Here is a 22,801-nt window from a genome sequence, read left to right as displayed (position 1 = left end):
GTCCCTGTTTTTACAGCATAATTTGTACGGGTATGCTTCCTGCTTGACCTCTTGCCTGGGCACGCTTGGCGCCAGTCGACGGGAGGACGATCATGAGCTTTATCAAACAGGTGCTGCTGGCGCTGCTGCTGTGCGCAATGTCGGCCGCGCACGCCACCAGCATCGGCTACACGGCCACAGCGCTGGGCGGCACGCAGTGGCGCTACGACTATACGGTCAGCAATACCACGCTGGCCGTACCCATCGAAGAATTCACCGTGTTCTTCAGCGTGGGCCAGTACGCCAACCTGCACAACGTTTCCACGGCGCCCGGCTGGGACGCGCTGCTGGTGCAGCCCGATCCCGCCATTCCCGCCAGCGGCTACCTCGACGCGCTGGCGCTGGCCGGCGGCATCCATCCCGGCGCCACGGCCACGGGCTTTTCCGTCACCTTCGATTACCTGGGCGCGGGCAGTCCCGGCGCCCAGCCGTTTTCCATCGTCGATCCCGTCTCCTTCATCGCGCTCGAGACGGGCCTCACGCAACCGGCCGCCATCGCCCTGCCCTCCACGCCATGGCTGCTGCTGGCCGGCATGCTGGCCATGACCTGCCTGCGGCGGCGCCAGCTGGCCGCCGCAGCGCTGGCCGCCGCGCTGGCGCCGGCCCTGTGCGCCTGCGGCGGGTCCAACGATCCCACGCAGCCGCCCACGCCAAAAATCATGCTGGCCGCCGCGGCCACCAGCGTCCAGGCCGCAGGCGACTTCGAAGTGACCTTGCTGGAAAAAGTGGCCGAACAGCGCGTCAGCCGCACCGCCTGGGACTACACCTACCGCGTACACATCCGCAACAACAGCAACGAGGCGGCCAGCAATGTACGAGCCACGCTGGCCAGCGTGCCCGAAGGCAGCACCATCATCGATGGCGATGTGCTGGCCGGCAACATCGACGCGGGCGCCACCGTCACGCCCGACGACACCATCACCGTGCGCATCGAACGCGACATTGCCTTCCAGAGCGCAGGCCTGGCGTGGACCTTCAGCGCCAACGGCAGCATCGAACTCGATCCCGTACAGCCCGCGCAGGTGGTCGTGCTGTCGCTGGCCGAGCTGGGTTTTACGGACGGCGCCGACAGCGTCAAGGCCAGCGGCGCCGTCACGGACGTGCTGCTGCAGGAAGGCAGCCTGCGCTTTTCCACGCCCGGCGACACGGGCGCGGACCAGCACGCGCAGTTTTTGATCAGCAAGGGCAACAGCGTCACCACCCTGAATGTGCTGATCCAGACGGAACTGCCCACGGCCGTGGAAACCTATGTGGAACCGGACGACGACGGCAACGTGCCCGCCACGGCGCCCGTGCTGGCCGTCACGGGACTGGGGCCGAACAACCGCCTGCAGCCGGCCGCCCTGGAATTTCGCCTGATGGGCGCCGCCCCCACGACCCTGCAGGACGACAGCGACGGCCTGCTGTCGATGCCGGGCGGCGCGTCCGTCAGCCTCAAGCAGTATTGGGTCTTCGATGCGGCCAGCAACAGTTTCCGCATCAGCGCCGCCGCCATGCAGCAGATGCTGGTGCTCCTGCCCAACGGCGTCTACGACGTAAACCTCAATTTCGTTTCGCGGGACGGCGAATTTACGGCCAGCTATGCCTTGATCGCCATCAAGTCCGGTGCCGTGCTGCAAGGCCAGCTGCGCACGCCCGCAGGCGGCAACGCCACGGGGCTGGCTGGCAAGAAAATGCTGTTGACCGGTTATAACAGCCACCAGCGCCAGGTGGCCGTGGTCGATGCCACGGGCGCCTTCCATTTCGATGGCGTGCTGCCCGATACCTACCAGCTGACCTTGAACGACCTCGTCCACCCGGGCGTGGTCAGCGTCAGCGCCGCCGTCTTCGACAACAGCACCACCATCAACGTGGCCATGGTTTATCCGTACGGCCCCGGCCTGGCCCAGCGCGCCGCATCGCAAGGCTATGTGGCCGCCACGGTCACGCAGGATGGCGCCGGTCCGCCCGCGCGCGCCGAGGCAGCCGCGCCCCGCGCCGCGCCGGACGTGACGCCGCAGGATGACGAGGGCAGCAAGGAATTCACGGCCACGGCGGCCGCGCAAAACCAGACCGTCAGCGTGCCCGTCAGCTACACGGTGCCGAAAGGCACGAAAAACGTGGGCGTGAAAATCACCGTCAGGACGGCCGAGTACCCCGTCTACACGACGGCGCAAAGCCAGTACAACGATACCTGGTCCTACTCCGTCACCGGGCTGCCCGGGGTCAACCTGGCCGCCGCGGGCGCCGTCAACCAGAGCCACTTCACGCAGGGCACGATCGTCAGGACCGATTGCGTCGACGTCAGCAAGCAAACCAGGGATGGGGCGCTGACCCTGGGCGGCAATGTCAGCGCGACGAATATCGGCGACAGCTTCCTGCCCACCGTGACGACGGTGGAACTGAGCCTCGTGTGCAAGGGTTTGAAGGTGACGCAGGCGAAATTCCTCTCGCCGAACAAGGCCGGCCACCCCGTGCTGCAGCCCATCAAGCTGACGGGCAATTTGCCCGGACCGTATGTATCCGTATCGCAAGGGACGAACACGGCCACCCATACCTTGCCGCTGGAACTGCACTACACGCCGGCAACGGCGACGATTACGGAAGTCAACATCGGCATATCGGCCGGCGGCGGCAATCCCGCCTTCAGCACGGTGAATTTACTGTCTCAGGTCAATACCAAGAGTCATGGCAAGGTGAAATTTCCCGGCCTGGTACTGCCCGTCTTCGCCGGCGACAAGCTCGACAAGAAGGCCGTCATCACGGTGCGCCTGAAGGGCCGCATCGACAATACCGATGCCAGCTCCGACCCGGCCGAAGGGGGACAAGTGGAATTGAAGGGTAACACGGCCTACATTCCCCTGTACCTGGCCAACAATGAAGCGGCGCTGGCGGCGCGGCGCTACGGCACGCGCGATGCGGGCGGCGATTCGTGGGCCACGCGCCTGGCCATCGCCTGGCTGGCAGGCAATGCCTACCGCTTCGACGACATCAGCGGCCAGCACGTGACGCAGACGGCGGCGGGCCGCTCCATCCTCGGCCACAGCGGCCACAGTGACGGCCAGCAGATCGACTTGCGCTACGCGGACGGCACGGGCGGCTACACGGACGCGCTGGGCGGCCAGGGCAATGGCGCCGCCATCAAGAAGCTGATCGCCGACGCGAAGGCGGAAGTGGTGGCCAACCCGGCGCAAAAGCCCAGGCTGGCCGCCTTGGTGGCATGGATCGCGGCCAACCGGGCCATGCTGGCCCAGGAAGCATTGCCGGCCAGGACGCGCGTCGTCTACATCGGCCCCAGCTTCGTCAAGCTGGCCCTCGTCGACGGGCGTTTTTCCGCCAATGCCGCCGACAAGATCCCCGGCGCAGGCGCCTGGCTCAAGCCCATCAAGGTGCATATCGAGAAAGGACATTTAAGCCACTGGCACATCAGCCTGACAGCGCATCCGTGAAAGGAATGCCGCGATGGCGTCAGGCCGGCAAGTCGGACAGCTCCAGCTCCGAAAACCCGGCCCGGCGCCGCGCTTCCAGGTTGAACGGGCCGCGCAGGGTGGGCGCTTCGTGGCGCCGCGCCAGTTCCGCATACGTGGCGCGCAGCTCCAGACCCCTTTGATCGCACAGGTAGCCGTACCAGCGGTTGCCGATTTCCACGTGCCCCACTTCATCGCGCAGGATGATGTCGAGGATGGCGGCGGCGGCCATGTCGCCCGCCTGCGCCAGCTTGGCGCGCAGCGGGGGAATCGCATCGAGCCCCCGCGCTTCCAGCGTGCGCGGCACCAGCGCCATGCGCGCCAGCACGTCGCCGCGCGTCTTGTCGACCATTTCCCACAGACTGTCGTGGCCGGGAAAGTCGCCATACGTGTGGCCCAGCACCTGCAGATGCGCCTGCAGCATGGCGAAGTGCGTGGCCTCTTCTTTCGCCACGCGCAGCCAGTCCGTGTAGTATTCAAAGGGCAAGTCCGGGAAGCGCCACAGGGCGTCGAGCGCCAGGTTCATCGCATTGAACTCGATGTGGGCAAGCGCGTGGACCAGCATGGCGCGCCCTTCCGGCGTGATCATCGAGCGCCGTCCCACCAGGCGCGGCGGCACCAGCTCCGGACGTTCGGGCCGGCCCGGCACGGCGCCGGTTGGGGCCAGAAACGCCTTGGCGTCCAGCGCCAGTTCGGCCTCGGCCATGGCCGCCACCATCGCCACCTTGGTCGCCGGGTCCGGTTCCAGCAGGCAGGCGAGCGCAGTCGTGCGCAGTTCGCGCAAAACCGGCGGCGTGGCGGCAGTCAATAGGGATGATGTGTGCATGGTGCTTCCTTCCTGCGCTGATTCCAGCAAGGGCCGCAGTGTATCAAATGTGGCTGAAGCGGCGTACCGGGGGTCAGACCCGCCGGGTCCGACCCCGGCCCTAGCCCAGCAGCCAGTCGAACAAGGCCTGCACTCTTGCCGGCAGCGCGGCGCGCCCGCCATGCACGAGATAATACGCCTGCGGACTGGCCAGGTTAAACCCGCCGAACGGCAGCACCAGTGCGCCGCTGTCCAGCCATGGCTGCACCAGCTGGCGCCGGCCCATGGCCACGCCCGCGTGGTGGATGGCCGCCTGCGCGCACAGGTCGGCGCGGTCGAAACGCAGGCTGCGCGCAGGCAGGTTCACCTCTGGCGCCTGCGCGTCCAGCCACAGGCGCCACTCGGCGTCGGGCGCGCAGGCGGGCCAGGCCAGCGTATCGTGCAACAGCGTCGCGCTGGACAGCTGGTGCGGCGCGTCAAACAAGCCGTGTTCGCGCGCATATTCCGGACTGCACACGGGCGCCAGCCATTCGTCCATCAGCTTGCGCGATGCGAGGCCAGGAAAGTGGCCGTCGCCGTAGTGCAAGGCCAGGTCGGCCTGGCCGGCGCGAAAGTCCACGCTATCATTACCCACACGCAAGTCGATCGACAGGTCCCGATACCGCGCGGCGAACCCTGCCAGGCGCGGCACCAGCCAGCAATGGGCGATGGACGGGCGCGCATGCACGGAGATGCTGCCGGCCAGCGCATCGCCGCCGGCCAGCGCCGCCTGCAGGCCATCCCAGCCGATTTGCAGGGCGGCAAAGATACGCTCGCCGTCGCTCGTCAGTTTGACTTGCCGCGTCAGGCGCTGGAACAGCCGCAATCCCAGGCCGCTTTCCAGCCGCGCGATGCGGTGGCTGACGGCGCTGGGCGTGAGCGCCAGTTCCTGCGCGGCCAGCGCGAAGCTAGCATGGCGCGCCGCCACGAGAAACGTGTGCAGATTGGCGAACTGGCTGGCCGTCAGCGTGGCCATGCGCGGCGCGCCGGGCGGCATCACGCGGCTCCGGCCGCCAGCAAGGCGCGGCCGCGCGCCACGTAGGCGTCCATTTCCTGCTCCGGCACCATGCTGCCGCCCGTGCCCCACACCAGGTGCGTGGACTTGTCCAGGTGCTGCTGGTACTGCGGCGCGGCCAGCACGGCGAGAATGCCCGCGAAACCGGCCACGGCGGACGGCTCCAGGCGCAAGCCTTGCGTTTGCTCCAGCGTCGCCAGCAAGCGGTACAGTTCGTCATCGGTGACGGTGGCGTAGCCGTCGATCAGCCGCTGCATGGCGCGCCCGACGAAGCCGGACGGGCGTCCCACGGCCAGGCCATCGGCGGCCGTCAGGTTGTCGATGCCGATCTCCTGCACGCTGATTCCCTCGTGCAAGCCCGTGTGCACGCCCAGCAACATGCACGGCGAGTGGGTCGGCTCGACGAAGACGCAGTGAACAAAATCGCCGAACGCCAGCTTCAGACCGAAGGCCACGCCGCCGGGACCGCCGCCCACGCCGCACGGCAGGTAGACGAACAGCCGGTGCTCCTCGTCCACCGCGACGCCGGCCGCTTCGAACTGGGCTTTCAGGCGCTGGCCCGCCACCGCATAGCCGAGGAATAAATCATGCGAATTTTCATCGTCGACGAAGTGGCAGGCGGGGTCGTTCTCGGCCTGCTTGCGCCCCGCTTCCACGGCCACGCTGTAATCGGTCGCGTACTCGACGACGGTGACGCCGTGGCTGCGCAATTTATCTTTCTTCCATTGCCGCGCGTCAAGCGACATGTGCACGGTGGCGCGAAAGCCCAGGCGCGCGCTCATGATGCCGATCGACAAGCCGAGGTTGCCCGTGGAACCGACGGCGATCGCATACTGGCCAAAAAAGGCGCGTACGGCGTCGCTGGCCAGCACGCTGTAGTCATCGCCCTCCTTCAACAAGCCGGCGTCCAGCGCCAGCATCTCCGCATGTTTCAACACTTCATAGATGCCGCCGCGCGCCTTGATCGAGCCGGAAATGGGCAAATGGCTGTCCTGCTTGAGCCACAGCTGACCGCTCGTCATGTCTAACCCCAAACCTGGCGCCGCCTGCATGGCGGGCAGCGGCACGACGGGCGACTCGATGACGCCGCCGCCGGCCTGCGTTTCGGGAAACGCCTTGGCCAGATAAGGCGCAAAACGCGCCAGGCGCGCGCTGGCGTCGGCCACATCGGCCGCCGTCAATCCCACGTCCTGCAGGCCTTCGGCCGCCGGGGCGATGCGGGGATTGAACCAGCTCAAGGGCTGCAAGGCCATCAGTTCTGTAATCAAGGGAAATTTTTCGCGCAGCGCGGCGATGGCGGGAGTGGGCAGCATGTCAACCTCGTGTAGGAACAAGCCATGATTAGAGCGCATCCGGACGCCGCTGGCAAACGATGGTTGATCAGGCAATGCATGACGCAAGATCATGTATCGTGCATTCATTGCCACGCACTGACCTTGGCCCATAGCTAAATTTAATTCTTGAAGGCACTATCGATTAAAGAAAAATTTCCACAAAGTCACAAAAATAAGTTATCTTAAAGGCAAACAAAGGAGACATTTTTTCTCTTTTCTACCGAGGCAAAAATGCGCTCCAAGAATGACAAAGTCACTGCTACGAATATGGATATCCTCGACTGCGCAAGGCAGGACGATTTGACGGCCCAAAAGGTCGAGGTCGGCATTATTTTCCAGGAAATGCTCGATACCGCCACGGCCGCCGCCTACCTGGCCAAGAACAAGGTGCCGATCGCCACCGCGCTGCGCGTGCTAACGGGGTCACGGCGAAAAAAGAGCGGGGGCGGCAATTGATGGCTCTGCGGCCGGTGAGCTGGGAATGGTCTGCCTGAACAGCTCAGGACTGCAAGGGAGGAGGCGCCACTTCATACCACACCCGCAGACCCCGCTCAACCTGGATTATCGTCACCACGCCCCTGGTTTCCGTGAGGGTTTCAATGTTGACAGGACGCACGCCTGTTTTTGCCAGCCACTCATTGGCCAATACCAGCGATTTGTCGATGCCATCGGAAAGAGGACTGCCCGAAGTAGTAGAACGGAAATCTTTAAACGCGATCATGTACACCTTTTTTGTAAGCCAGCATCCTATCCACCGATAGCAACAAGCATCCCTATCGCGCGCCGGTGCGGCAAATGCCGGAAACAGGACGCCATGGAGAATACCAAATTACCGAAAAGAAACATGCGCACATTGTCACAAACACCTGACTAGCGTCGATGCCGTCACTCCCGCAGGCGCCCTCCACCATCACCGGCAGCAGGAAGGCGCCATAGCCCATTGCCAGCCTTAGAACTTCAGCTGCAGCCCCAGATCAATCGACCGTCCCTCGGCCGGCAAGGCTTGCAGCGCCCCGCCGTTCGCCTTCAGTCCCGACAGATACACGCCGCCGAGCGGGTCCGCATACGCGCGGTTGAACAGGTTGCTGATACCGGCGCTCAGGCTGGCCTTGCTGTTCAGCGCCACGCTGCTGCGCAGGTTGACGAGGGCATAGCCGCCCGTTTCCGGTTCGAAGCGGCGCGCGTCGACCTTGTCCTTGCGGGCCACGATCTTCGTTTCGATGCGGCTGCTCCAGGCGCCCAGCTTGTGCTCGACGGCCAGCACGGCGTTGAGCGGCATCATGCGGTACAGGTCGCCGCCATCGCTGCGCTTGCCCCGCGTGTATGCCGCATTGCCCGTCGCCATGAAACTGCCCCAGCGCGCGCTACCGGCCAGCGGCAGTTGCCACGCCACATTCGCGCCGTACAGTTTTGCGTGGTGGTTGGCAAAGCGCAGCAGGTTGCCGTTCGCGCCCATTTTCATATACGGGTGGAAAGGCGCCAGCACGTCCACGTCGATGTAATTGTCGACCTTGCTGTAGTAGGGGTTGACGCGCAAGAACCAGCCCTCCTCGCCGCCGCCATGCCAGTCGGCCGTGAACGCGGCCGTATAAGCGGTCTCGGGTTTCAGGTCGATATCGCCCACATAGCCGTTGCCGTCGCCAAACCAGTTGGTCATGGTCATGGCCATCGAGCCGCGGCCCCACGAGTAGCGCTCGTACAGGTTGGGCGAACGCACCTTGCGCGCCAGCGCGAATTCATACCTGCTGGCCGCATCGGGCGTGAAGGTGGCTTGCGCGGAGGCATCGATATTCGTGTCGCGCTGGCTGCGGCTGCGCGCATTGAAGGCCCTGGCGGCCATCACGTCCGGCATGTTCATCATGTTGGTGCCGTACGATTGCACGTCGCCCGTGTCCATGCGCACGGATTCGCCGCGCACGCCCAGCACGCTGGTCCAGCGACCATCGTGGCGCGTTTCCAGCTCGCCGAACAGCACGGTGCGCTCGCGCTTGCCGTCATTGATGTTCAGGTAGGTGCGCGGCCCCATCATCATGGAACCGGGCACGGCGGGCCAATAATCGTCGAGGCGGAAACCGTGCCACTCCTGGCCCAGGCGCAACTCGCCCGTTCCTGTCGGCAGGCTGGCCATCAGCGCATAGCCCGTGTTGCGCCCGTGCGTGAGCATCGGCATCGTGCCCTTGCGCTCGCTGCTGAAGAAGCCCATCTCGTGGTCCGTCTGCTGCCAGTAGGCGCGCGCGTCCAGCACGCCCCAGGCAAATGTGCCCTGGTAAGCGAGATTGGCGAACTGGCCGTGGTTGTCCGTCATGTCCATGTACTGGTTGGGGAAACCCTGGTACGGGATGTGCTGCACGCCGGCGCGCAGGGTCAGCTGCTGGCCCTGCCCTTTCGCCGCCAGCACGATGGCCTGGTTGATGCTTTCATACATGCTGGCCAGCACGGTGTTGCCACGGCCGTCTTCATAGCTGTGGCCGCGCGTGTAAGCGCCGCTGTAGCCGACGCTCAAGGTGTCGCTGCCGGCCGACGCATGCACGCTGGTCGCCACGCTGTTGTTGACGCTGCGTCCAGAGACGGCAAAGCTGCCTTGCGTGAGCAGGCCGGCGCCGGGCCGGGCGAACACGGGCGCGTTCGACTGCACCTCGATGGTGCCGCCGATGCTGTCGCCGCCCGCGCTGACGGGCGTCACGCCCGCGATCAGGCGGATGCGCTGCACTTGCTGCGGATCGATGTAGGACAGCGGCGCATTCATGTGATTGGCGCAGGCCGACGTCAATTCCATGCCGTCGATGCGGATCTTGATGCGGTCATCCGCAAAGCCATTAACCACTGGCAAGCCGGACACGCCGCCGCCGGCCGCCACGCTGTAGCCGGGCGTGCTGGAGAGCATCAGCGCCGTGTCGGCGGCGGGACGGTAGCCGTCGCCTATGGCCGTGACGATGACTTTCATTTCGGGCAGAACCTCTTCAGGGCGCGTTTGCGCCACGGCAGGCATGGCGACGGCGAGGGAAATCAATAACGGTAAATGTTTCATGGTGCTGCTTTCAGATGCTGTATGGGTAAGACGAACAGGCGCCAGCGCACGGCACGCGCGCGCACGGCAGTTCAGGGAAAGGACAGATCAGAAAGCGGCGGGCGGCCCGCGCGGCTGGACGGGCGTCCAGGCGAACAAGGGCGTGGCGGATTGGTAGAACAGCAGGGGCAGCAAGCCCGTGAGGACTTCTCCGGATGCGAGCACGAGGGTCGGTGGGGGAATATCGAGGGTGGCCGCATGCATGCTGCAGCACGGGCAATCGCCCATGCGCATGCTGCCCTTGGTATCGGGCGCGTCCGTGGAGGGTGTCGCGGGCAGCATGGTCATGCCGCCGGCCACCGAGCAGATTTCCAGACTGGGCACGGCCAGGCCGCTGGCGACCGTCAGCGCGCGCGACACCGTGGGGGCGAGCGCGGCCAGGAAGATGGCGATACACGCGATCCACAGGACGATGCCGGCCTTGCCTTTGCTGATGAACATGGCAACATTGTATCAGGGCAAGCACCCTGCGCACAGGGCACAGGTCAAGCCTTGCCTACAAATCCACCTTCATCGACAGTTTGACGGCGCGCGGCGCGCCGGACGCCAGGCGCGTGCCGGCGCCGGCCCAGTAACGCTTGTCGGCAAGGTTTTCCACGTTCAGCTGCCACACGACGGCCTTGTCCAGCACGCGGCTCGCATAGCGGGCGCCCGCGCTGAACAAGGTCACGCCGCCGAGAAAGGCCTGGTTCAGGTCGTTCACGGGACGGGCGCTGTAATAATACGCGCCGCCATTGACGGACAGGCCCGGCACGGCGTCGAAGGCATAGGCGAGGAAGGCGCTGGCCGTGCGCTTCGACGCGTTTTCCGGCGCCTTGCCATTGTAGTCGGCGTTGATGTGCGCAAAGCGCGGGTCGAGCAACTGGGCCGACGTCTGCCACGACAGCTGGCGCGTCAGCTTGCCTTGCGTCGACAGTTCCAGGCCGCGGTAGCGCTGTTCGCCATCCGAGGTGAATACATTGCTGCTGTTCGTGTAATAGCCGGGACGCGTGATGTCGAACAAGGCGGCGGAGAGCAAGGTGCCGCTTGGGGTCAGCCAGCGCGCGCCCAGCTCCTTTTGTTTGCTCACGCCGGGCGCCATCTTGACGCCCTGGTTGGCGGTGCCGGTCGGCCCCGTCTCGCCTTCTTCCAGCCCGCGCGCCGTGGATGCGTAGAACGACAGCTCGGGCGTGGCCTTGTAGATCAATGACGCCATCGGCGTGGTCTTGCTCACGTCGTAGTGGCTGGCGCCCTGGTCGCTTTGATAGCTGCTGCGGCGCACACCGATGACGCTTTGCCATTGCGGACTGAAGACCATACGGTCGAGCGCATACAAACCCGTGTCGCGCGTGTCGAGCGCGGCCGTCGTCGGCGAAGTCGGCTTGGGGCCGAACACGACAGTCGTCACGGGTACGGGGTCGTACAGGTTTTGCGCGGCGATCGTGTAATTGCTCTGGTAAATCGGATCTTGCGACTTGTCCGTGCGCGAGGCCCCCAGGGTCAGTTCATGGGCGATGTAGCCCGTGTGGAAATTGCCGGCCAGTTCCGCGCGCAGCAAGTCCGAGGCCGTCACGCTGTGCTGGATATTGCCCGTGATGCGGCCCGCACCCGTGGCCAGGGCCGCCGCGTTGTTCAGGCGGAAGATGGCCAGGCGGCGGTCGCGCGCCGTTTCCGAGTGGCCCGCCTCCACCGTCAAGGCCCAGCCATCGGCGATGGCGTAATCGGCGCGCAATTGCGCGTTTTTCGTCTGCGCCTCGAAAGCCGACCAGTCCGGGCCGATCAGCTTGCGGGGGGCGACGGCGCGCGGCAAGGTGATCGCGCCCTTCACGGCCGTCGGCAAGGCCACGCCCGCCTGCTCCGTCACACGGCGGCGGTCGTATTCCAGGTCGGCTTTCAGCAGCAACTTGTTCGTCACGCGCCAGTCGAGCGCCGCGGAAAGGAAGCGGCGGTTGCCATTGCCGACGTTATCGAGATAGGAACCCAGGGTGCCGCCGGCGGCATTGATGCGCACGCCGAATTCCTGCTGCGCGCCAAAACGGCGACCCACGTCGATATTCGCCACGGCACTGCCACGGTCATCGAGCGTCAAGCCCATGCTCGTGACGGGCTTGCCGCCGGCCCGCTTGGTGACGAAGTTGACCACGCCGGCCGGCGAGGTAAAACCATAGTACAGGGCCGAGGCACCCTTGAGCACTTCCACGCGCTCCTTGTTTTCCATGGGCACTTGCGAGAAGTTCATGATGGGCATGGAGCCGTTGAGGCGGTAATTCGTGCGGTTTTCCACGGCGATGCCGCGTATGACCAGTTGATCCCAGGTTTCGCCGCCATTTTGCTGGCGCGTCACGCCGGCCGTATTGCGCACGGCGTCGTACAGGCCGGACACGGCTTGCTGCTCCAGCAATTCGCGCGTGATCACGTTGACGGTCGACGGCACGTCCATGATGTTAGCGCCGCGAAAACTGCCCGCCTCCGTGGTGAGCGGTACCAGGCCTTGCGCGCGGGCGCCCGTCACTTGCACGGCCTGCATGACTTTCGCATCGCCAGCCGTCAGGTCATCCTGGCCATTGGCCCCATTGGCGGCGGAGGCTGCGTGGGAAGCGAAGGCCAGCGACAAGGCAGCGGCGACTGGAAGCAAGCGGGTGCGGGGAGAAATGACAGGCATGAGTTCAGGCTTTCAATATGTACAGATGGAAACTTACGGTTAAGGGGTATGATACCGATAATGAGAATCATTATCAAGTAAGAGTGAGTTTGTGTGAGTTTTGCAGGAGAAACAAGGCCGCCGTGGCGCCTGTTATCACTTGAACACGTTTGAATTTTGCAGATGAGTCAGCAAAAAGGCATACTGACAGTCACGGCGTGCAGGATGTGCCGCCACAACAAGATCAAAAGGTAAGTTCGTGAACACAATCGACAACAAAAGCGTGCAGACGAAAACATTTCGCTGGAAACGCTGGCAGCGCTGGGCCCTGGGCACAGGCTGCGCCCTCGCCGCCTACAGCGCGGCCGGCTTCTGGCTGGTGCCCTACGTCATCAAGCACCAGTTGCCCAAATTTGCAGAGAAAGAACTCGCGCGCCAGGCCAGCATCGACGACGTGCGCTTCAACCCGTTTACCTTGCGCCTGGAAGCGGACCAGATCGCTTTCCAGGAAGCCCCCGGCGCGGATGGCAAGAGCGGCGCGCCGCTGCTGTCCATCGGCGCCCTGGCCGTGCAGCTGGAATGGAAATCCATCGTGCGCCGCGCCTGGAGCCTGGCGGAAATCCGCATCACGGCGCCGCAAGCCCAGCTGACGATCACGCCGGACGGCAAGTTCAACCTGGCCGAAGTGCTGGCCACCTGGCAACGCCATCACCCGGAAAAAAGCGACGGCGGCATGCCGCGCCTCGTCATCGCCCACTTTGCGCTGGAACACGGCAAAGTGGATTGGCAAGACCAGAAGGCGGGCTATGCGGATAACTTCACGCCGATTAACTTTACACTCGACAATATCTCCACCCTGCCCGACGCCAACGGCAGCTACAGCCTCAGCGCCGACGCGGCGCGCGGCGGCAAGCTGCACTGGCGCGGCACGGCCTCGCTCAGCCCGATCCGGGGCGAAGGCGAACTGATACTGAACGACGCTTCCCTGCCCGGCCTGGCCGCCTATCTGAAAGCCTATACGCGCGCGCAAGTGACCAGCGGCAAGCTGTCGGCGCGCCTGCCCTACGCCTTTTCCTATGCCGACGGCACGCTCGAAGCGACCGTCAAAGGCGCGGGCCTGGCCTTGCGCGACCTGGCGCTGGTGCAAGATGGCAAGGGTGCACCGTTTACCGCGCTGAGCACCCTGGGCATCGCCGGCGTGAACGTGGACCTGGCGCGCCAGAGCGTCAGCGTGGATAAAATCAATCTGTACGGCGGCAAGGTGGCCGTGCGGCGAGACAGCCGCGGCGAGATCGACGTGGCGAACCTGATGCTGCCGGGCAATCCCGCCCCGGCCGCCGCCACGCCCGCCGCCGCATCGAAGCCGGGCAAGTGGAAAGTGGACTTGCATCAGCTGACGCTGGCCAATGTGGACGTCTCCGCCATCGATGAAACCGTTACCCCCGCCCTGCAGTTGAGCGCCAGACAGTTACAGTTGCAGATGCAACTGGGCATGCAGCAGGGGCCATCGGGCATGGCCACCGTCATCGACGGCGCGAGCTTCAGCCTGGCCGAACTCGCCATGCAGCGCGGCGCGCAAACGCCGTTCAAGCTGGCCCAACTGGGATTTACGGAAGGCAAGATCGACCTGGCGGCGCATACCGCGCACCTGGGCGCCGTGACGGCCAGCGGTGCGCAGATCGACCTGGCACGCAACCGCCAGGGCGAGTTTGCGATTGCACAAAAATTGCCCGTGTTCACCTCCAGCAAGGCTGACCCGGCCAAGGATGCGCCATCCGCGTCCTGGTCCACCAAGATAGACAAGATAGAACTGAGCCAGTTCGGCGCGCGCTTCGACGATGCGGGCACGGGCATCAAGGGCACGCTGCAGGATGCGCGCCTGTCCCTGCAGAACGTCAGCAACGATATGCAGCAGGCGCTGCCGTTCGAACTGGGCGTGGGCCTGCGCGAAGGCGGCTTGCTCACGGCGAATGGCAAGTTCGTGCCGGGCACGGGCGCCGTCGATGCGCAATTGAATTTGAAACAGCTGACCCTGGCGCCCGTGCAACCCTTGCTGGCGCAGCATCTGAAACTGAAGCTGGCGGGCGGCACGCTCTCCGGCAGCGGTCGCCTGACGACGGGCGGCGGCGCGCCGAAAGCGCCGAAAGTACGCTATGAGGGCGGAGTCGACATCGCCGGCCTCGTGCTCAATGAAACGGATGGCAAGCGCTTCGCCTCGTGGAAAAGCGTGCGCGCCGACAAGCTGACGGCCAGCGTGGGCCCCGACTTCGTCGACATCCCCGAGCTGCGCGTGGTGGAACCGAACGCCCAGCTGATCATCGAAAACGACCGCAGCCTGAACGCGCAGCGTTTGCTGGTCAAGGCGCCCGAGCCAGCCACGGCACCCTCCCCGGCTACTGCTACCGCCACCGCGCCGGCCGCCGACGCCGCCTTCCCCGTGCGCGTGCGCCGCGTGCGCCTGCAGAATGCCAAGCTGGATTTTGCCGACCTGAGCCTGCGGCCCCAGTTCGCCGCCAAGATTTATGAGCTCAACGGCGTCGTCACTGGGCTGTCGACGAAGCGCGATGCGCGCAGCCAGATCGAACTCGATGGCCGCATCGACGAATTCGGCCTGGCGCGCGTGCGCGGACAACTCAATCCCTTCGCCCCGACCGACAATACGGACTTGAACGTGGTGTTCAAGAACGTCGACATGGTGTCCGCCTCGCCGTACACGATGAAATTCGCCGGCTATAAAGTAGCGGAAGGCAAGATTTCGCTGGACTTGCAATACAAGGTGCGCAACCGCCAGCTCGACGGCACCAACCAGGTCGTGCTCGACAAGCTGACCCTGGGCGAGCGCATCGACAGCCCGGACGCCCTGAAGCTGCCGCTGGAACTGGCGCTGGCCATCCTCAAGGATAGCAACGGGCGCATCGACCTGGGCTTGCCCGTGTCGGGCGACATGAACGATCCGCAATTCAGCTATGGCGCCCTGATCTGGAAAGCCGTGGGCAATGTGCTGACGAAAATCGTCACGGCGCCGTTCCGCGCGCTGGGCAACTTGCTGGGCATCAGCGCCGACAAGCTCGAAGCCATCGATTTTGACCCGGGCAGCGCCGTGCTGCTGCCGCCGGAACGGGAAAAGCTCAAGCAGGTGGCGCAGATCCTCGCCAAGCGCGAACAGCTGAAGCTGGCCGTGCCGGGCCAGTACAGCGACACGGATGCGGCCGCCCTGCGCGCCCAGGCCGTGCGCCGCGCCGTCGCCGCCAAGGCCGGCATCAAGCTGGAAGCGGGCGAGGAGCCGGGACCGTTGAACCTGGGCGAACGCAAGATACGGGGCGCCCTGCGCGACCTGTATGGCGAGCGCTTCGGCAAGGCCGAGCTGGACAAGCAGAAAAAGGCGGCGGAATCGGCCATACCAGCCACAGCGGCGGCCGCCGCCAACGCCTCCGCGCCAGCGGCGGCCAAGATCCCCGTCTTCCAACGCCTGGGCAAGCTGATCGAGGGAGAGCTGCAAGTGGCCGATACGGGCGCCTTCTATGCCGGCTTGCGCGAGCAGCTGGAAGCCAAGCAACCCTTACCTGCCGACGCCTTGAGCAAGCTGGGCGCCCAGCGCAGCGCAGCGATTCTGGCGGCATTGCAGCAGGATGGCACGCCGGCAGCCAGGGTCAGCGCGGGCGCGCCGGAAAAAACGGATGCCGCGCCGGGCAAGCTGGTGGGACTGAAGCTGGGATTGGCGGCGCAATAAAAACGGCGTTGCCGCAACCAGTTTGCGGCAACGCCATGCAGGGCACAATTCTTTCCAGCGGCCAACTGAAGCACCCCGGCCCGCTCATGGCGGCGTCTTGCTATGCCGTCCGGCAAGCCGCCGCGCGCAAATGATTCCCCAGTCTGGCACCGAAGAAAACCAGCAGCGCAAACGCGGCCAGCAGCGGCACGGCCAGCAAGGCAAATCCATAGGTAACGAGCACGACCAGGAGCCATAGGATCAACAGGCCGACGAAGGTAGCCATGCCGATGGTTCGATGTTGTGTCGGCTGGACAAACCAGCCCTGGCCCAGGCCGATGACGAAGCCGCAGACGACGATGGCCAATACGGTCACCGTGCCCGGGAAATGTTCAAGACTCGTGTAGATGAGAAATACCGCAAGAAAACTCAGGATGGCACTGAGCGTCCCGATCCATCCCGTCCTGGCTGCGCTCATGCCTGCCTTTCAACTGAAACAAATGTCGGTGGCCGCGTGCCGCCTGTGCCAGCATCCCCAGGCATGCCGGGGTCGGCGGCAAGTAACGCTGCGCTGATTGCTAAATATACCACCCCGCTTCCGCGCCTGGCAAACAGCATTCTGACCAGCGGTATCCTGCCGCGCCATCCGCCGCATGGCGCGCCACCATCCTTTCCCTATTTTGTTTTCCCCGCCTCCTTCACGACCTCGTCCGGCAAGGCAAACGCCACCAGGCTGTCCCCCATCTTCGTGCCCAATGACCCATGGCCACCGGCCATCACCACCACATATTGCTTGCCCGTCTTGTCGGAGACATAGCTCATCGGCGTAGCCTGGCCGCCGGCCGGCAGGCGGGCTTTCCATACGGTCTTGCCGTTGCGCACGTCGTAGCCGCGGATGTAATAGTCGAGCGTGCTGCTGAGGAAGGCCACGCCGCCGCCCGTCGTGCTGATGCCTCCCAGGCTGGGCACGCCCAGCGGCAAGGCGATGGGCACGGGGGCGCTGTCGCGCGTGGTGCCGTTCTTGTGCATCCACACTTTTTTCATGGTGCGCAGGTCGACGGCGGCGATATATCCCCACGGCGGCGCCTGGCATGGGAAGCCCAGCGGCGACAGAAAGGGCTTGATTTCCACGGCAAACGGCACGCCCGTCTGCGGTTGTAAACCCATTTCCGTGCCCGTGCCGCCCGGCGCATTGGCTTGCGCGCGCGGCACCAGGCGTTCCAGGAAGCCCATGTAGTCTGGGTTCACCAGCAGCAATTGGCGCACGGGATCGACAGCCGCCCCGCCCCATTCGAAGATGCCCAGCGGGCCCGGCGAGATGATGGCGCCTTTGATCTTGCCTTCGGCCACCGTTTGCGGCGTGAACGGCCCTTCATAGCGGTGCTGGCGGAAGATGATGCGGCACGCGAGCTGGTCGAACGGCGTCGTGCCCCACATGTCCGTTTCGCTGATGTGCTTCTCGGGCAGGAAAGTGAGGGCCGAGAACGGCTGCGTGGGCGACAGCTTGTCGCCAGGGGCCGCGTTGGCCGTTGGCACGGGTTTTTCCGGCGCCGGCACGACCAGGCTGCCGTCGCGGCGGTCGATCACATAGATGTCGCCCCGCTTGGTTGTGGCCACCACGGACGGCACCTTGCCTTTCGGCGTGTCGATGTCGACCAGGGTGGGCTGGCCGCCGATATCCATGTCCCAGATATCGTGGTGCACGGTCTGATAGACCCAGCGCACCTTGCCTGTCGCCAGGTCCAGCGCGACGATGGCGCTATTGTATTTCTCGCCATGGGGATTGCGGTTGCCGCCCCACGTGTCGGGCGTCTCATTGCCCATCGGAATGTAGACCATGCCCAGCTTTTCATCGACGCTGGACACGCCCCAAGAATTGGGCGAGTTGTTCGTATAGGTCTTGCCATCGGCGATCGGCGCCGTGTCGTCGGGGTTCGAGGCATCCCAGTTCCACATCAGCTTGCCGGTGACGGGATCGTAGCCACGAATCACGCCCGACGGCTCCTCCGTGGAAAAGTTGTCGGTCACGCTGGCCGCCATCACCACCACGTTTTGCGCCACGGCCGGCGGCGACGTCGGCATCAAAAAGCCCCGCTTCTTCATGCCCATGCCGTGGTACAGGCCGATCACGCCGTTTTCGCCAAAGCTTTTGCAGGCTGCGCCCGTATCGGCATTGACGGCAATCAGGGTCGCATCCATGGTGGGCGCGAAGATGCGGCGCGGGCACTCCATGCCGGCCGCCTCGGGTGCAGGGTCGCCCTTGGCGCGGCCCGCGTTGACGTCCCAATACGCCACGCCGCGGCAGATCATGTGCTGGTAGCTCGACGCGTCGCGGTTGATCTTCGGATCGTGGCGCCACAGTTCCTTGCCCGTGTCCGGATCGAGCGCGATGACGATGTTATGCGGCGTGCACAGGTATAGCATGCCGTTCACTTTCAGCGGCGTGACCTCGTTGGCGATCTCGCCCGGGTCGTTCGGTCCCTTGAAGTCGCCCGTGTGGTACACCCACGCCTGTTTCAGCTGCGCAGCGTTGGCCGGCGTGATCTGCGCGGCCGGCGCATAGCGGTCGCCATAGCCGGAACGGCCATACGCGGCCCAGTCGTTGGGCGCCACGCCCGGCGCGACATCGCCTTGCGGCGCGGCCGCCATGTTCTCTGCCGGCACTTCGCCATGCAGGGTGTAGTAATCCTGGAACAGCGAGAACACGCCCACGGCGGCCGTCACCAGGACGGCGGCAAGCAAGGCGCTCTTGCCGGGATCGCGCGGCTTCACCCCGGCGGCCAGGGGCGGATCGAGGCGGCGGTCGACGAACGGCAGCAACAGCCAGACGGCGGCGGCGAACCAGATATCGAGGCGCGGCAGCAATTGCCACCAGTCGAACTTTACTTCGATGACGGACCAGATCAGGGTGGCGAACAGCAGCAGCGCGAGAAACAGCTGGACGCTGCGCCGCCCCTGCCACACGAGCGCGCCCGCGATCAGCATGCCGATGCCGGCCACGACGTAATACCAGGAACCGCCAAGGCTGACGAGCCAGGCGCCGCCGCCGGCAAGCGCCAGGCCCAGCAGGATGAAGATGACTGCGGTGATGACAAGCAAGGGTCCAGGCCGGGCAGAGGCAGTCATGATGCTCCTTTACAAGAGTCAGTCGGCGGCACGCGCCTGCGCACCGTATTTGATGGCGATCAAAGAAATTGCATTTTTTCACTATTTGACAAAGCGTGCCACACGCCAGAACGGCCCATGCATGCCGTGTGGCTTTTTATACACGAGCTGACCGTCAAGCCAGCCACAGCGGCGCGATTTTGATGAAAATCATTGAATAAAATAAATAACCAACAAATTTCTCGAATAAAACGAATTTTTATCGTAGAATGAAAAAAACAGCAAAACCAAGCACTTTTTCTTGCATTTCACTTTATTGGAGCGGCGCCCATCATGACCATCGCTAAACGGCTGTACGCATTGATTCTTTCCGTCGTCCTCGGACTGGCCGCCCTGGCGGGTTTCGGCATTTACCAGATGGACCGCGTGTACACGGCGGCCAGCTATGCCACCGTCAACACGGTGCCCAGCCTGCTGACCTTGAACCAGGCTTTCGTGCCGTTCGCGCAGATGCGCACGGCCGTCTGGCAGCACATGGCCAGCAAGGATGCGGCCAGGCGCGACAAGCTCGAAGCGGGCATCAGGGAAGCGCGCGCGGCGGTCGGCAAGGCGCTCGACCAGTATGAAAAAGACGATATCACCGACGAGCAGGACCGCGCGCTGCTGACCGCCGACCGTGCCGTGCTGGCACGCTACGACACGGTGCGCGACAAAGTGCTGGCGCTGTCGAACGCGGGCGAACTGGACGCGGCACGCGACTTGCTGATGGAAAACCAGTCCATCGTCAAGGAACTGGTCGACGCCCTCGCCGCCCACCACCGCTACAACGAAAACCTGTCCGCCAAGGGCGCGGCCGACGGCGCCGCTGCCGCCGCCAGTGCGCGCTGGATTTCCATCGGCATGGCCCTGGCCGTGACGGCGCTGGTGGCCGGCATGGGTCTGCTGCTGGCGCGGCGCATCGCCGCCTCGCTGGCCGGCGCCATCGACGTGGCCCGCACCATCGCGGGCGGCGACCTCAGCGTGCAAGTGAACACCACGTCAAACGACGAGGTGGGCCAGCTGATGAAGGCCATGGCGGACATGAGCGCGAGCCTGGTACGCATCGTGGCCGAAGTGCGTTCCGGCACGGACAGCATCAGCACGGCATCGGGCCAGATCGCGGCCGGCAACCTGGACCTGTCGGCGCGCACGGAGCAGCAGGCCGGCTCGCTGGAAGAAACCGCCTCGGCCATGGAAGAACTGACGGCCACCGTGCGGCAAAACGCGGACAACGCCCGCCAGGCCAAGCAAATGGCCGTCAGCGCCTCGGACAAGGCGCAGCGGGGCGGCGAAGTGATGGGCGACGTGATACGCACCATGGAAGCGATCGACAGCTCGTCCAACAAGATCGCCGACATCATCAGCGTCATCGACGGCATCGCCTTCCAGACCAATATCCTCGCCCTGAACGCGGCCGTGGAAGCGGCACGCGCCGGGGAACAGGGACGCGGCTTTGCCGTCGTGGCCACGGAAGTGCGCAACCTGGCGCACCGTTCGGCGGCCGCCGCCAAGGAAATCAAGGTACTCATCGGCGACTCCGTGGAACAGGTCGAACAGGGCGGCAAGCTGGTGCAGCAGGCCGGCGCGGCCATGACGGAAGTGGTCGACACGGTACGCGGCGTGACCGACATCGTCAGCGAAATCTCGGCCGCCAGCGCAGAGCAAAGCACGGGCATCGAGGAAATCAACCGCGCCGTCACGCAAATGGATGAAGTCACGCAGCAGAATGCGGCCCTGGTCGAGGAAGCGGCGGCCGCATCGCAATCGCTGCAGGAGCAGGCGGCCAGGCTGGCCGGCGTGGTGGGCGCCTTCAAGCTGGCGCCAGCACAGGCCGGGGCGGCGCCGCAAGCGCCAGCCGCCCCGCGGCCCGCACAGCACAAGGCGGCGCTCAAGCTGGTCGCCACGCGCACGGGCCACGCCAGAAAAGCGGCGCCTGCCGCCGCCGATGCCGGCGACTGGGACGTCTTTTAGGTCCGCCGTCACGCAGGATCACTTGCATAGATCGCACTGGAGCACTGTCATGAACACCTTACTCGCCATCCACCCCTTCCTTCGCTGCGAAGACCTGTCGCTGATGCGCCCGGCGCTGGCCCTGGCCGGCCTGGCGTTGCTGCTGGCGGCCCTGCTCTGGCGCCGCACCCGCTGGCGCCGGACCGGCCGCGCGGCGCCAGCCGATCTGCATGCGCTGCTGCAAATGCGCAAAACGGTCCCGCCGGCCAAGGTGGCTGACAGCGCACCGCCGCCAGCACCCAGGGCGCAGGACACGCCGCCCTTCGACGCGGCGCGCCTGGACGCCATGTTCGGCTGCGACCGGCGCCTGCAGGGCGAGATCCTGGCCCTGTTCGTGGCCGAAACGCGCGATCGCCTGGCCGGCATCGCCCACGCGCTGCGCTGCGAACGGACCGCGCCGGCGCGCGTGCTGGCGCAGGAAATCCTCGACGGCTGCCAGTCCATGGGCCTGCTCCCGCTGCAGGCGCTGGCGCGCCAGGCAGTGCACGCGGGCTTTTCCAACGATATCGGCGCGTTGCGCCGCCTGCATGCGGAACTGCTGATGGCGCTCGACGCGCTGTCGCAGGCCGTCACGGTCCTGCAGACGGCGGGGGCGGCGCAAGCCGATGACCGCAGCGGCGTCGGGAGCCGGCCATGAGCGCGCACATCGACCTGGCGCGCCTGCTCGACGGCGCCATCCTGCCTTCGCCCGCCGGGCGGTGCCACTGGCTGACGAACTTGTGCCAGCAGCAGGTGTCGCTCGATGAGCTGGCGGAACAACTGGGCTGCGATCCTGCCCTGACGGGCAAGGTCATCGGCCTGGCGAATGCGGGCGTGCCACCGGGCGAGCGCACGCATGCGGCGCTCAGCGCGGCGATGCTGGCCGCGATCGGCCTGCCCGCCCTGCGTCAGGCGTTCGCCGCACCTGCCCTGCCCGCGGCCACGTGCGCGCACTTCGACGCTCAACGCTACTGGTCGCACGCGCTGGCCATGGCGTGCGCGGCCCGCGTGGCCGGCGATGCGCTGCAGCTGGCGCCGGCCGATGAGCTGTACAGTTGCGGCTTGCTGGCCAACTGCGGCCAGCTGGCCCTGGCCACCTGGCATCCGCAGGCATATGGAGAACTGCTGGGCCAGTACGGCAATGGCGCCAGGGCCCGGCTGCTGTGCGCGGAGTCGCAGCGCTTCGGTCACCACCAGCTGGCGCTGTCGGCCTTGCTCATGCGGGGCTGGGGCATGCCCGACATCCTGTGCGACACCGTACGCTGCCATGCCGCGCCGCCCGGCTTCGGACGGGCCGGGCGCATGACGGACCTGGCCTGGCTGCTGAAGCTGGCCAGCAGTTTCGCCGACCTGATATTGCGCAACGGCGCGGGGCCGCGCGGGCCGGCCCTGGCCGCCGCGCGGGTACTGGGCCTGGACAGAAACGACATGGAAACCCTGCTACGCCACAGCGGCGCCGAGTGGAGCGAGCGGCGCGATATCCTGGAACCGCAGGCGCATATTGCCCCTTGCCGCACGCGCACGCGAGTCCGGCCCGCCGCCCGCGAGGTTTTTAGTGAATTCATCTAAATCGTTGAAATTGATTTTTTGAGCC

The 22,801-nt window shown here is 65.4% G+C and carries 15 protein-coding genes; 6 read left to right on the top strand and 9 right to left on the bottom strand.

Features of this window, described 5'->3' with window-relative positions; translation table 11 throughout:
• Positions 1–92: 92 nt before the first annotated feature.
• The gene (locus ACQ4W4_RS20775) at positions 93–3,467 is read left to right on the top strand and encodes a hypothetical protein (protein WP_436543562.1); all 3,375 of its coding nucleotides are present in this window, start codon (positions 93–95) and stop codon (positions 3,465–3,467) included.
• 19 nt (positions 3,468–3,486) lie between these two features.
• On the opposite strand, the gene ACQ4W4_RS20770 is transcribed toward ACQ4W4_RS20775, so the two are convergent.
• The 3 genes from ACQ4W4_RS20770 to dsdA form a co-directional block, all read right to left on the bottom strand.
• Positions 3,487–4,311, bottom strand: a complete 825-nt coding sequence (locus ACQ4W4_RS20770; RefSeq protein WP_436543561.1) for a ferritin-like domain-containing protein — start codon at positions 4,309–4,311, stop codon at positions 3,487–3,489.
• Between the two features lie 100 nt (positions 4,312–4,411).
• Positions 4,412–5,326 carry a DNA-binding transcriptional regulator DsdC gene (dsdC, locus tag ACQ4W4_RS20765; RefSeq protein WP_436543643.1) on the bottom strand — a complete coding sequence of 305 codons (915 nt, stop codon included), beginning with the start codon at positions 5,324–5,326 and terminating at the stop codon, positions 4,412–4,414.
• On the bottom strand, positions 5,326–6,657 hold the full coding sequence (gene dsdA / locus ACQ4W4_RS20760) for a D-serine ammonia-lyase (protein ID WP_436543560.1): 1,332 nt from the start codon (positions 6,655–6,657) through the stop codon (positions 5,326–5,328). The genes dsdC and dsdA overlap by 1 nt, the downstream gene beginning before the upstream one ends.
• A 288-nt stretch (positions 6,658–6,945) precedes the next feature.
• Between dsdA and ACQ4W4_RS20755 the strand changes: the two genes are divergently transcribed.
• Entirely contained in the window at positions 6,946–7,134 is a 189-nt protein-coding gene (locus ACQ4W4_RS20755; RefSeq protein ID WP_139178412.1) for a hypothetical protein, read from the top strand.
• Positions 7,135–7,177: 43 nt separating this feature from the next.
• Here ACQ4W4_RS20755 and ACQ4W4_RS20750 read toward each other — a convergent pair whose 3' ends face one another.
• The 4 genes from ACQ4W4_RS20750 to ACQ4W4_RS20735 form a co-directional block, all read right to left on the bottom strand.
• A complete protein-coding gene (locus ACQ4W4_RS20750) occupies positions 7,178–7,399 on the bottom strand; it encodes a hypothetical protein (protein WP_436543559.1) in 222 nt (73 codons plus the stop codon).
• Positions 7,400–7,627: 228 nt separating this feature from the next.
• Positions 7,628–9,706 (bottom strand): TonB-dependent receptor, encoded by a 2,079-nt coding sequence (locus tag ACQ4W4_RS20745; protein ID WP_436543558.1) that lies wholly within the window; start codon positions 9,704–9,706, stop codon positions 7,628–7,630.
• Positions 9,707–9,793: 87 nt separating this feature from the next.
• Positions 9,794–10,186 (bottom strand): DUF2946 domain-containing protein, encoded by a 393-nt coding sequence (locus ACQ4W4_RS20740; RefSeq protein ID WP_436543557.1) that lies wholly within the window; start codon positions 10,184–10,186, stop codon positions 9,794–9,796.
• A gap of 55 nt (positions 10,187–10,241) precedes the next feature.
• The gene (locus ACQ4W4_RS20735; protein ID WP_436543556.1) at positions 10,242–12,386 is read right to left on the bottom strand and encodes a TonB-dependent siderophore receptor; all 2,145 of its coding nucleotides are present in this window, start codon (positions 12,384–12,386) and stop codon (positions 10,242–10,244) included.
• A 238-nt stretch (positions 12,387–12,624) separates the two neighbouring features.
• Between ACQ4W4_RS20735 and ACQ4W4_RS20730 the strand changes: the two genes are divergently transcribed.
• Positions 12,625–16,095 (top strand): DUF748 domain-containing protein, encoded by a 3,471-nt coding sequence (locus ACQ4W4_RS20730; protein WP_436543555.1) that lies wholly within the window; start codon positions 12,625–12,627, stop codon positions 16,093–16,095.
• A 100-nt stretch (positions 16,096–16,195) separates the two neighbouring features.
• On the opposite strand, the gene ACQ4W4_RS20725 is transcribed toward ACQ4W4_RS20730, so the two are convergent.
• Entirely contained in the window at positions 16,196–16,552 is a 357-nt protein-coding gene (locus tag ACQ4W4_RS20725; protein ID WP_436543554.1) for a hypothetical protein, read from the bottom strand.
• 197 nt (positions 16,553–16,749) lie between these two features.
• Positions 16,750–19,200, bottom strand: coding sequence for a membrane-bound PQQ-dependent dehydrogenase, glucose/quinate/shikimate family (locus ACQ4W4_RS20720; protein WP_436543553.1), 2,451 nt, complete (start codon positions 19,198–19,200; stop codon positions 16,750–16,752).
• 312 nt (positions 19,201–19,512) lie between these two features.
• On the opposite strand from ACQ4W4_RS20720, the gene ACQ4W4_RS20715 reads away from it, so the two are divergent.
• From ACQ4W4_RS20715 to ACQ4W4_RS20705, 3 genes are read left to right on the top strand one after another with little or no spacing between them, the layout of a single operon-like run.
• A complete protein-coding gene (locus ACQ4W4_RS20715) occupies positions 19,513–21,189 on the top strand; it encodes a methyl-accepting chemotaxis protein (RefSeq protein WP_436543552.1) in 1,677 nt (558 codons plus the stop codon).
• 49 nt (positions 21,190–21,238) lie between these two features.
• Positions 21,239–21,865 carry a hypothetical protein gene (locus ACQ4W4_RS20710; protein WP_436543551.1) on the top strand — a complete coding sequence of 209 codons (627 nt, stop codon included), beginning with the start codon at positions 21,239–21,241 and terminating at the stop codon, positions 21,863–21,865.
• Positions 21,862–22,776 (top strand): HDOD domain-containing protein, encoded by a 915-nt coding sequence (locus ACQ4W4_RS20705; protein ID WP_436543550.1) that lies wholly within the window; start codon positions 21,862–21,864, stop codon positions 22,774–22,776. Before ACQ4W4_RS20710 ends, ACQ4W4_RS20705 begins: the two co-directional genes overlap by 4 nt.
• Positions 22,777–22,801 lie beyond the last annotated feature (25 nt).

Source organism: Janthinobacterium glycogeni, from assembly GCF_051380725.1.
GTDB lineage: Bacteria > Pseudomonadota > Gammaproteobacteria > Burkholderiales > Burkholderiaceae_D > Janthinobacterium.
This window is presented reverse-complemented; position numbering and strand designations above follow the sequence as displayed.

Coding starts and splice junctions, on each gene's coding strand:
- ACQ4W4_RS20740 (WP_436543557.1), bottom strand. CDS start 10,186: ATGTTCATCAGCAAAGGCAAGGCCGGCATCGTCCTGTGGATCGCGTGT.
- ACQ4W4_RS20775 (WP_436543562.1), top strand. CDS start 93: ATGAGCTTTATCAAACAGGTGCTGCTGGCGCTGCTGCTGTGCGCAATG.
- ACQ4W4_RS20705 (WP_436543550.1), top strand. CDS start 21,862: ATGAGCGCGCACATCGACCTGGCGCGCCTGCTCGACGGCGCCATCCTG.
- dsdC (WP_436543643.1), bottom strand. CDS start 5,326: ATGCCGCCCGGCGCGCCGCGCATGGCCACGCTGACGGCCAGCCAGTTC.
- ACQ4W4_RS20715 (WP_436543552.1), top strand. CDS start 19,513: ATGACCATCGCTAAACGGCTGTACGCATTGATTCTTTCCGTCGTCCTC.
- ACQ4W4_RS20755 (WP_139178412.1), top strand. CDS start 6,946: ATGGATATCCTCGACTGCGCAAGGCAGGACGATTTGACGGCCCAAAAG.
- ACQ4W4_RS20770 (WP_436543561.1), bottom strand. CDS start 4,311: ATGCACACATCATCCCTATTGACTGCCGCCACGCCGCCGGTTTTGCGC.
- ACQ4W4_RS20745 (WP_436543558.1), bottom strand. CDS start 9,706: ATGAAACATTTACCGTTATTGATTTCCCTCGCCGTCGCCATGCCTGCC.
- ACQ4W4_RS20710 (WP_436543551.1), top strand. CDS start 21,239: ATGAACACCTTACTCGCCATCCACCCCTTCCTTCGCTGCGAAGACCTG.
- ACQ4W4_RS20750 (WP_436543559.1), bottom strand. CDS start 7,399: ATGATCGCGTTTAAAGATTTCCGTTCTACTACTTCGGGCAGTCCTCTT.
- ACQ4W4_RS20735 (WP_436543556.1), bottom strand. CDS start 12,386: ATGCCTGTCATTTCTCCCCGCACCCGCTTGCTTCCAGTCGCCGCTGCC.
- ACQ4W4_RS20725 (WP_436543554.1), bottom strand. CDS start 16,552: ATGAGCGCAGCCAGGACGGGATGGATCGGGACGCTCAGTGCCATCCTG.
- dsdA (WP_436543560.1), bottom strand. CDS start 6,657: ATGCTGCCCACTCCCGCCATCGCCGCGCTGCGCGAAAAATTTCCCTTG.
- ACQ4W4_RS20720 (WP_436543553.1), bottom strand. CDS start 19,200: ATGACTGCCTCTGCCCGGCCTGGACCCTTGCTTGTCATCACCGCAGTC.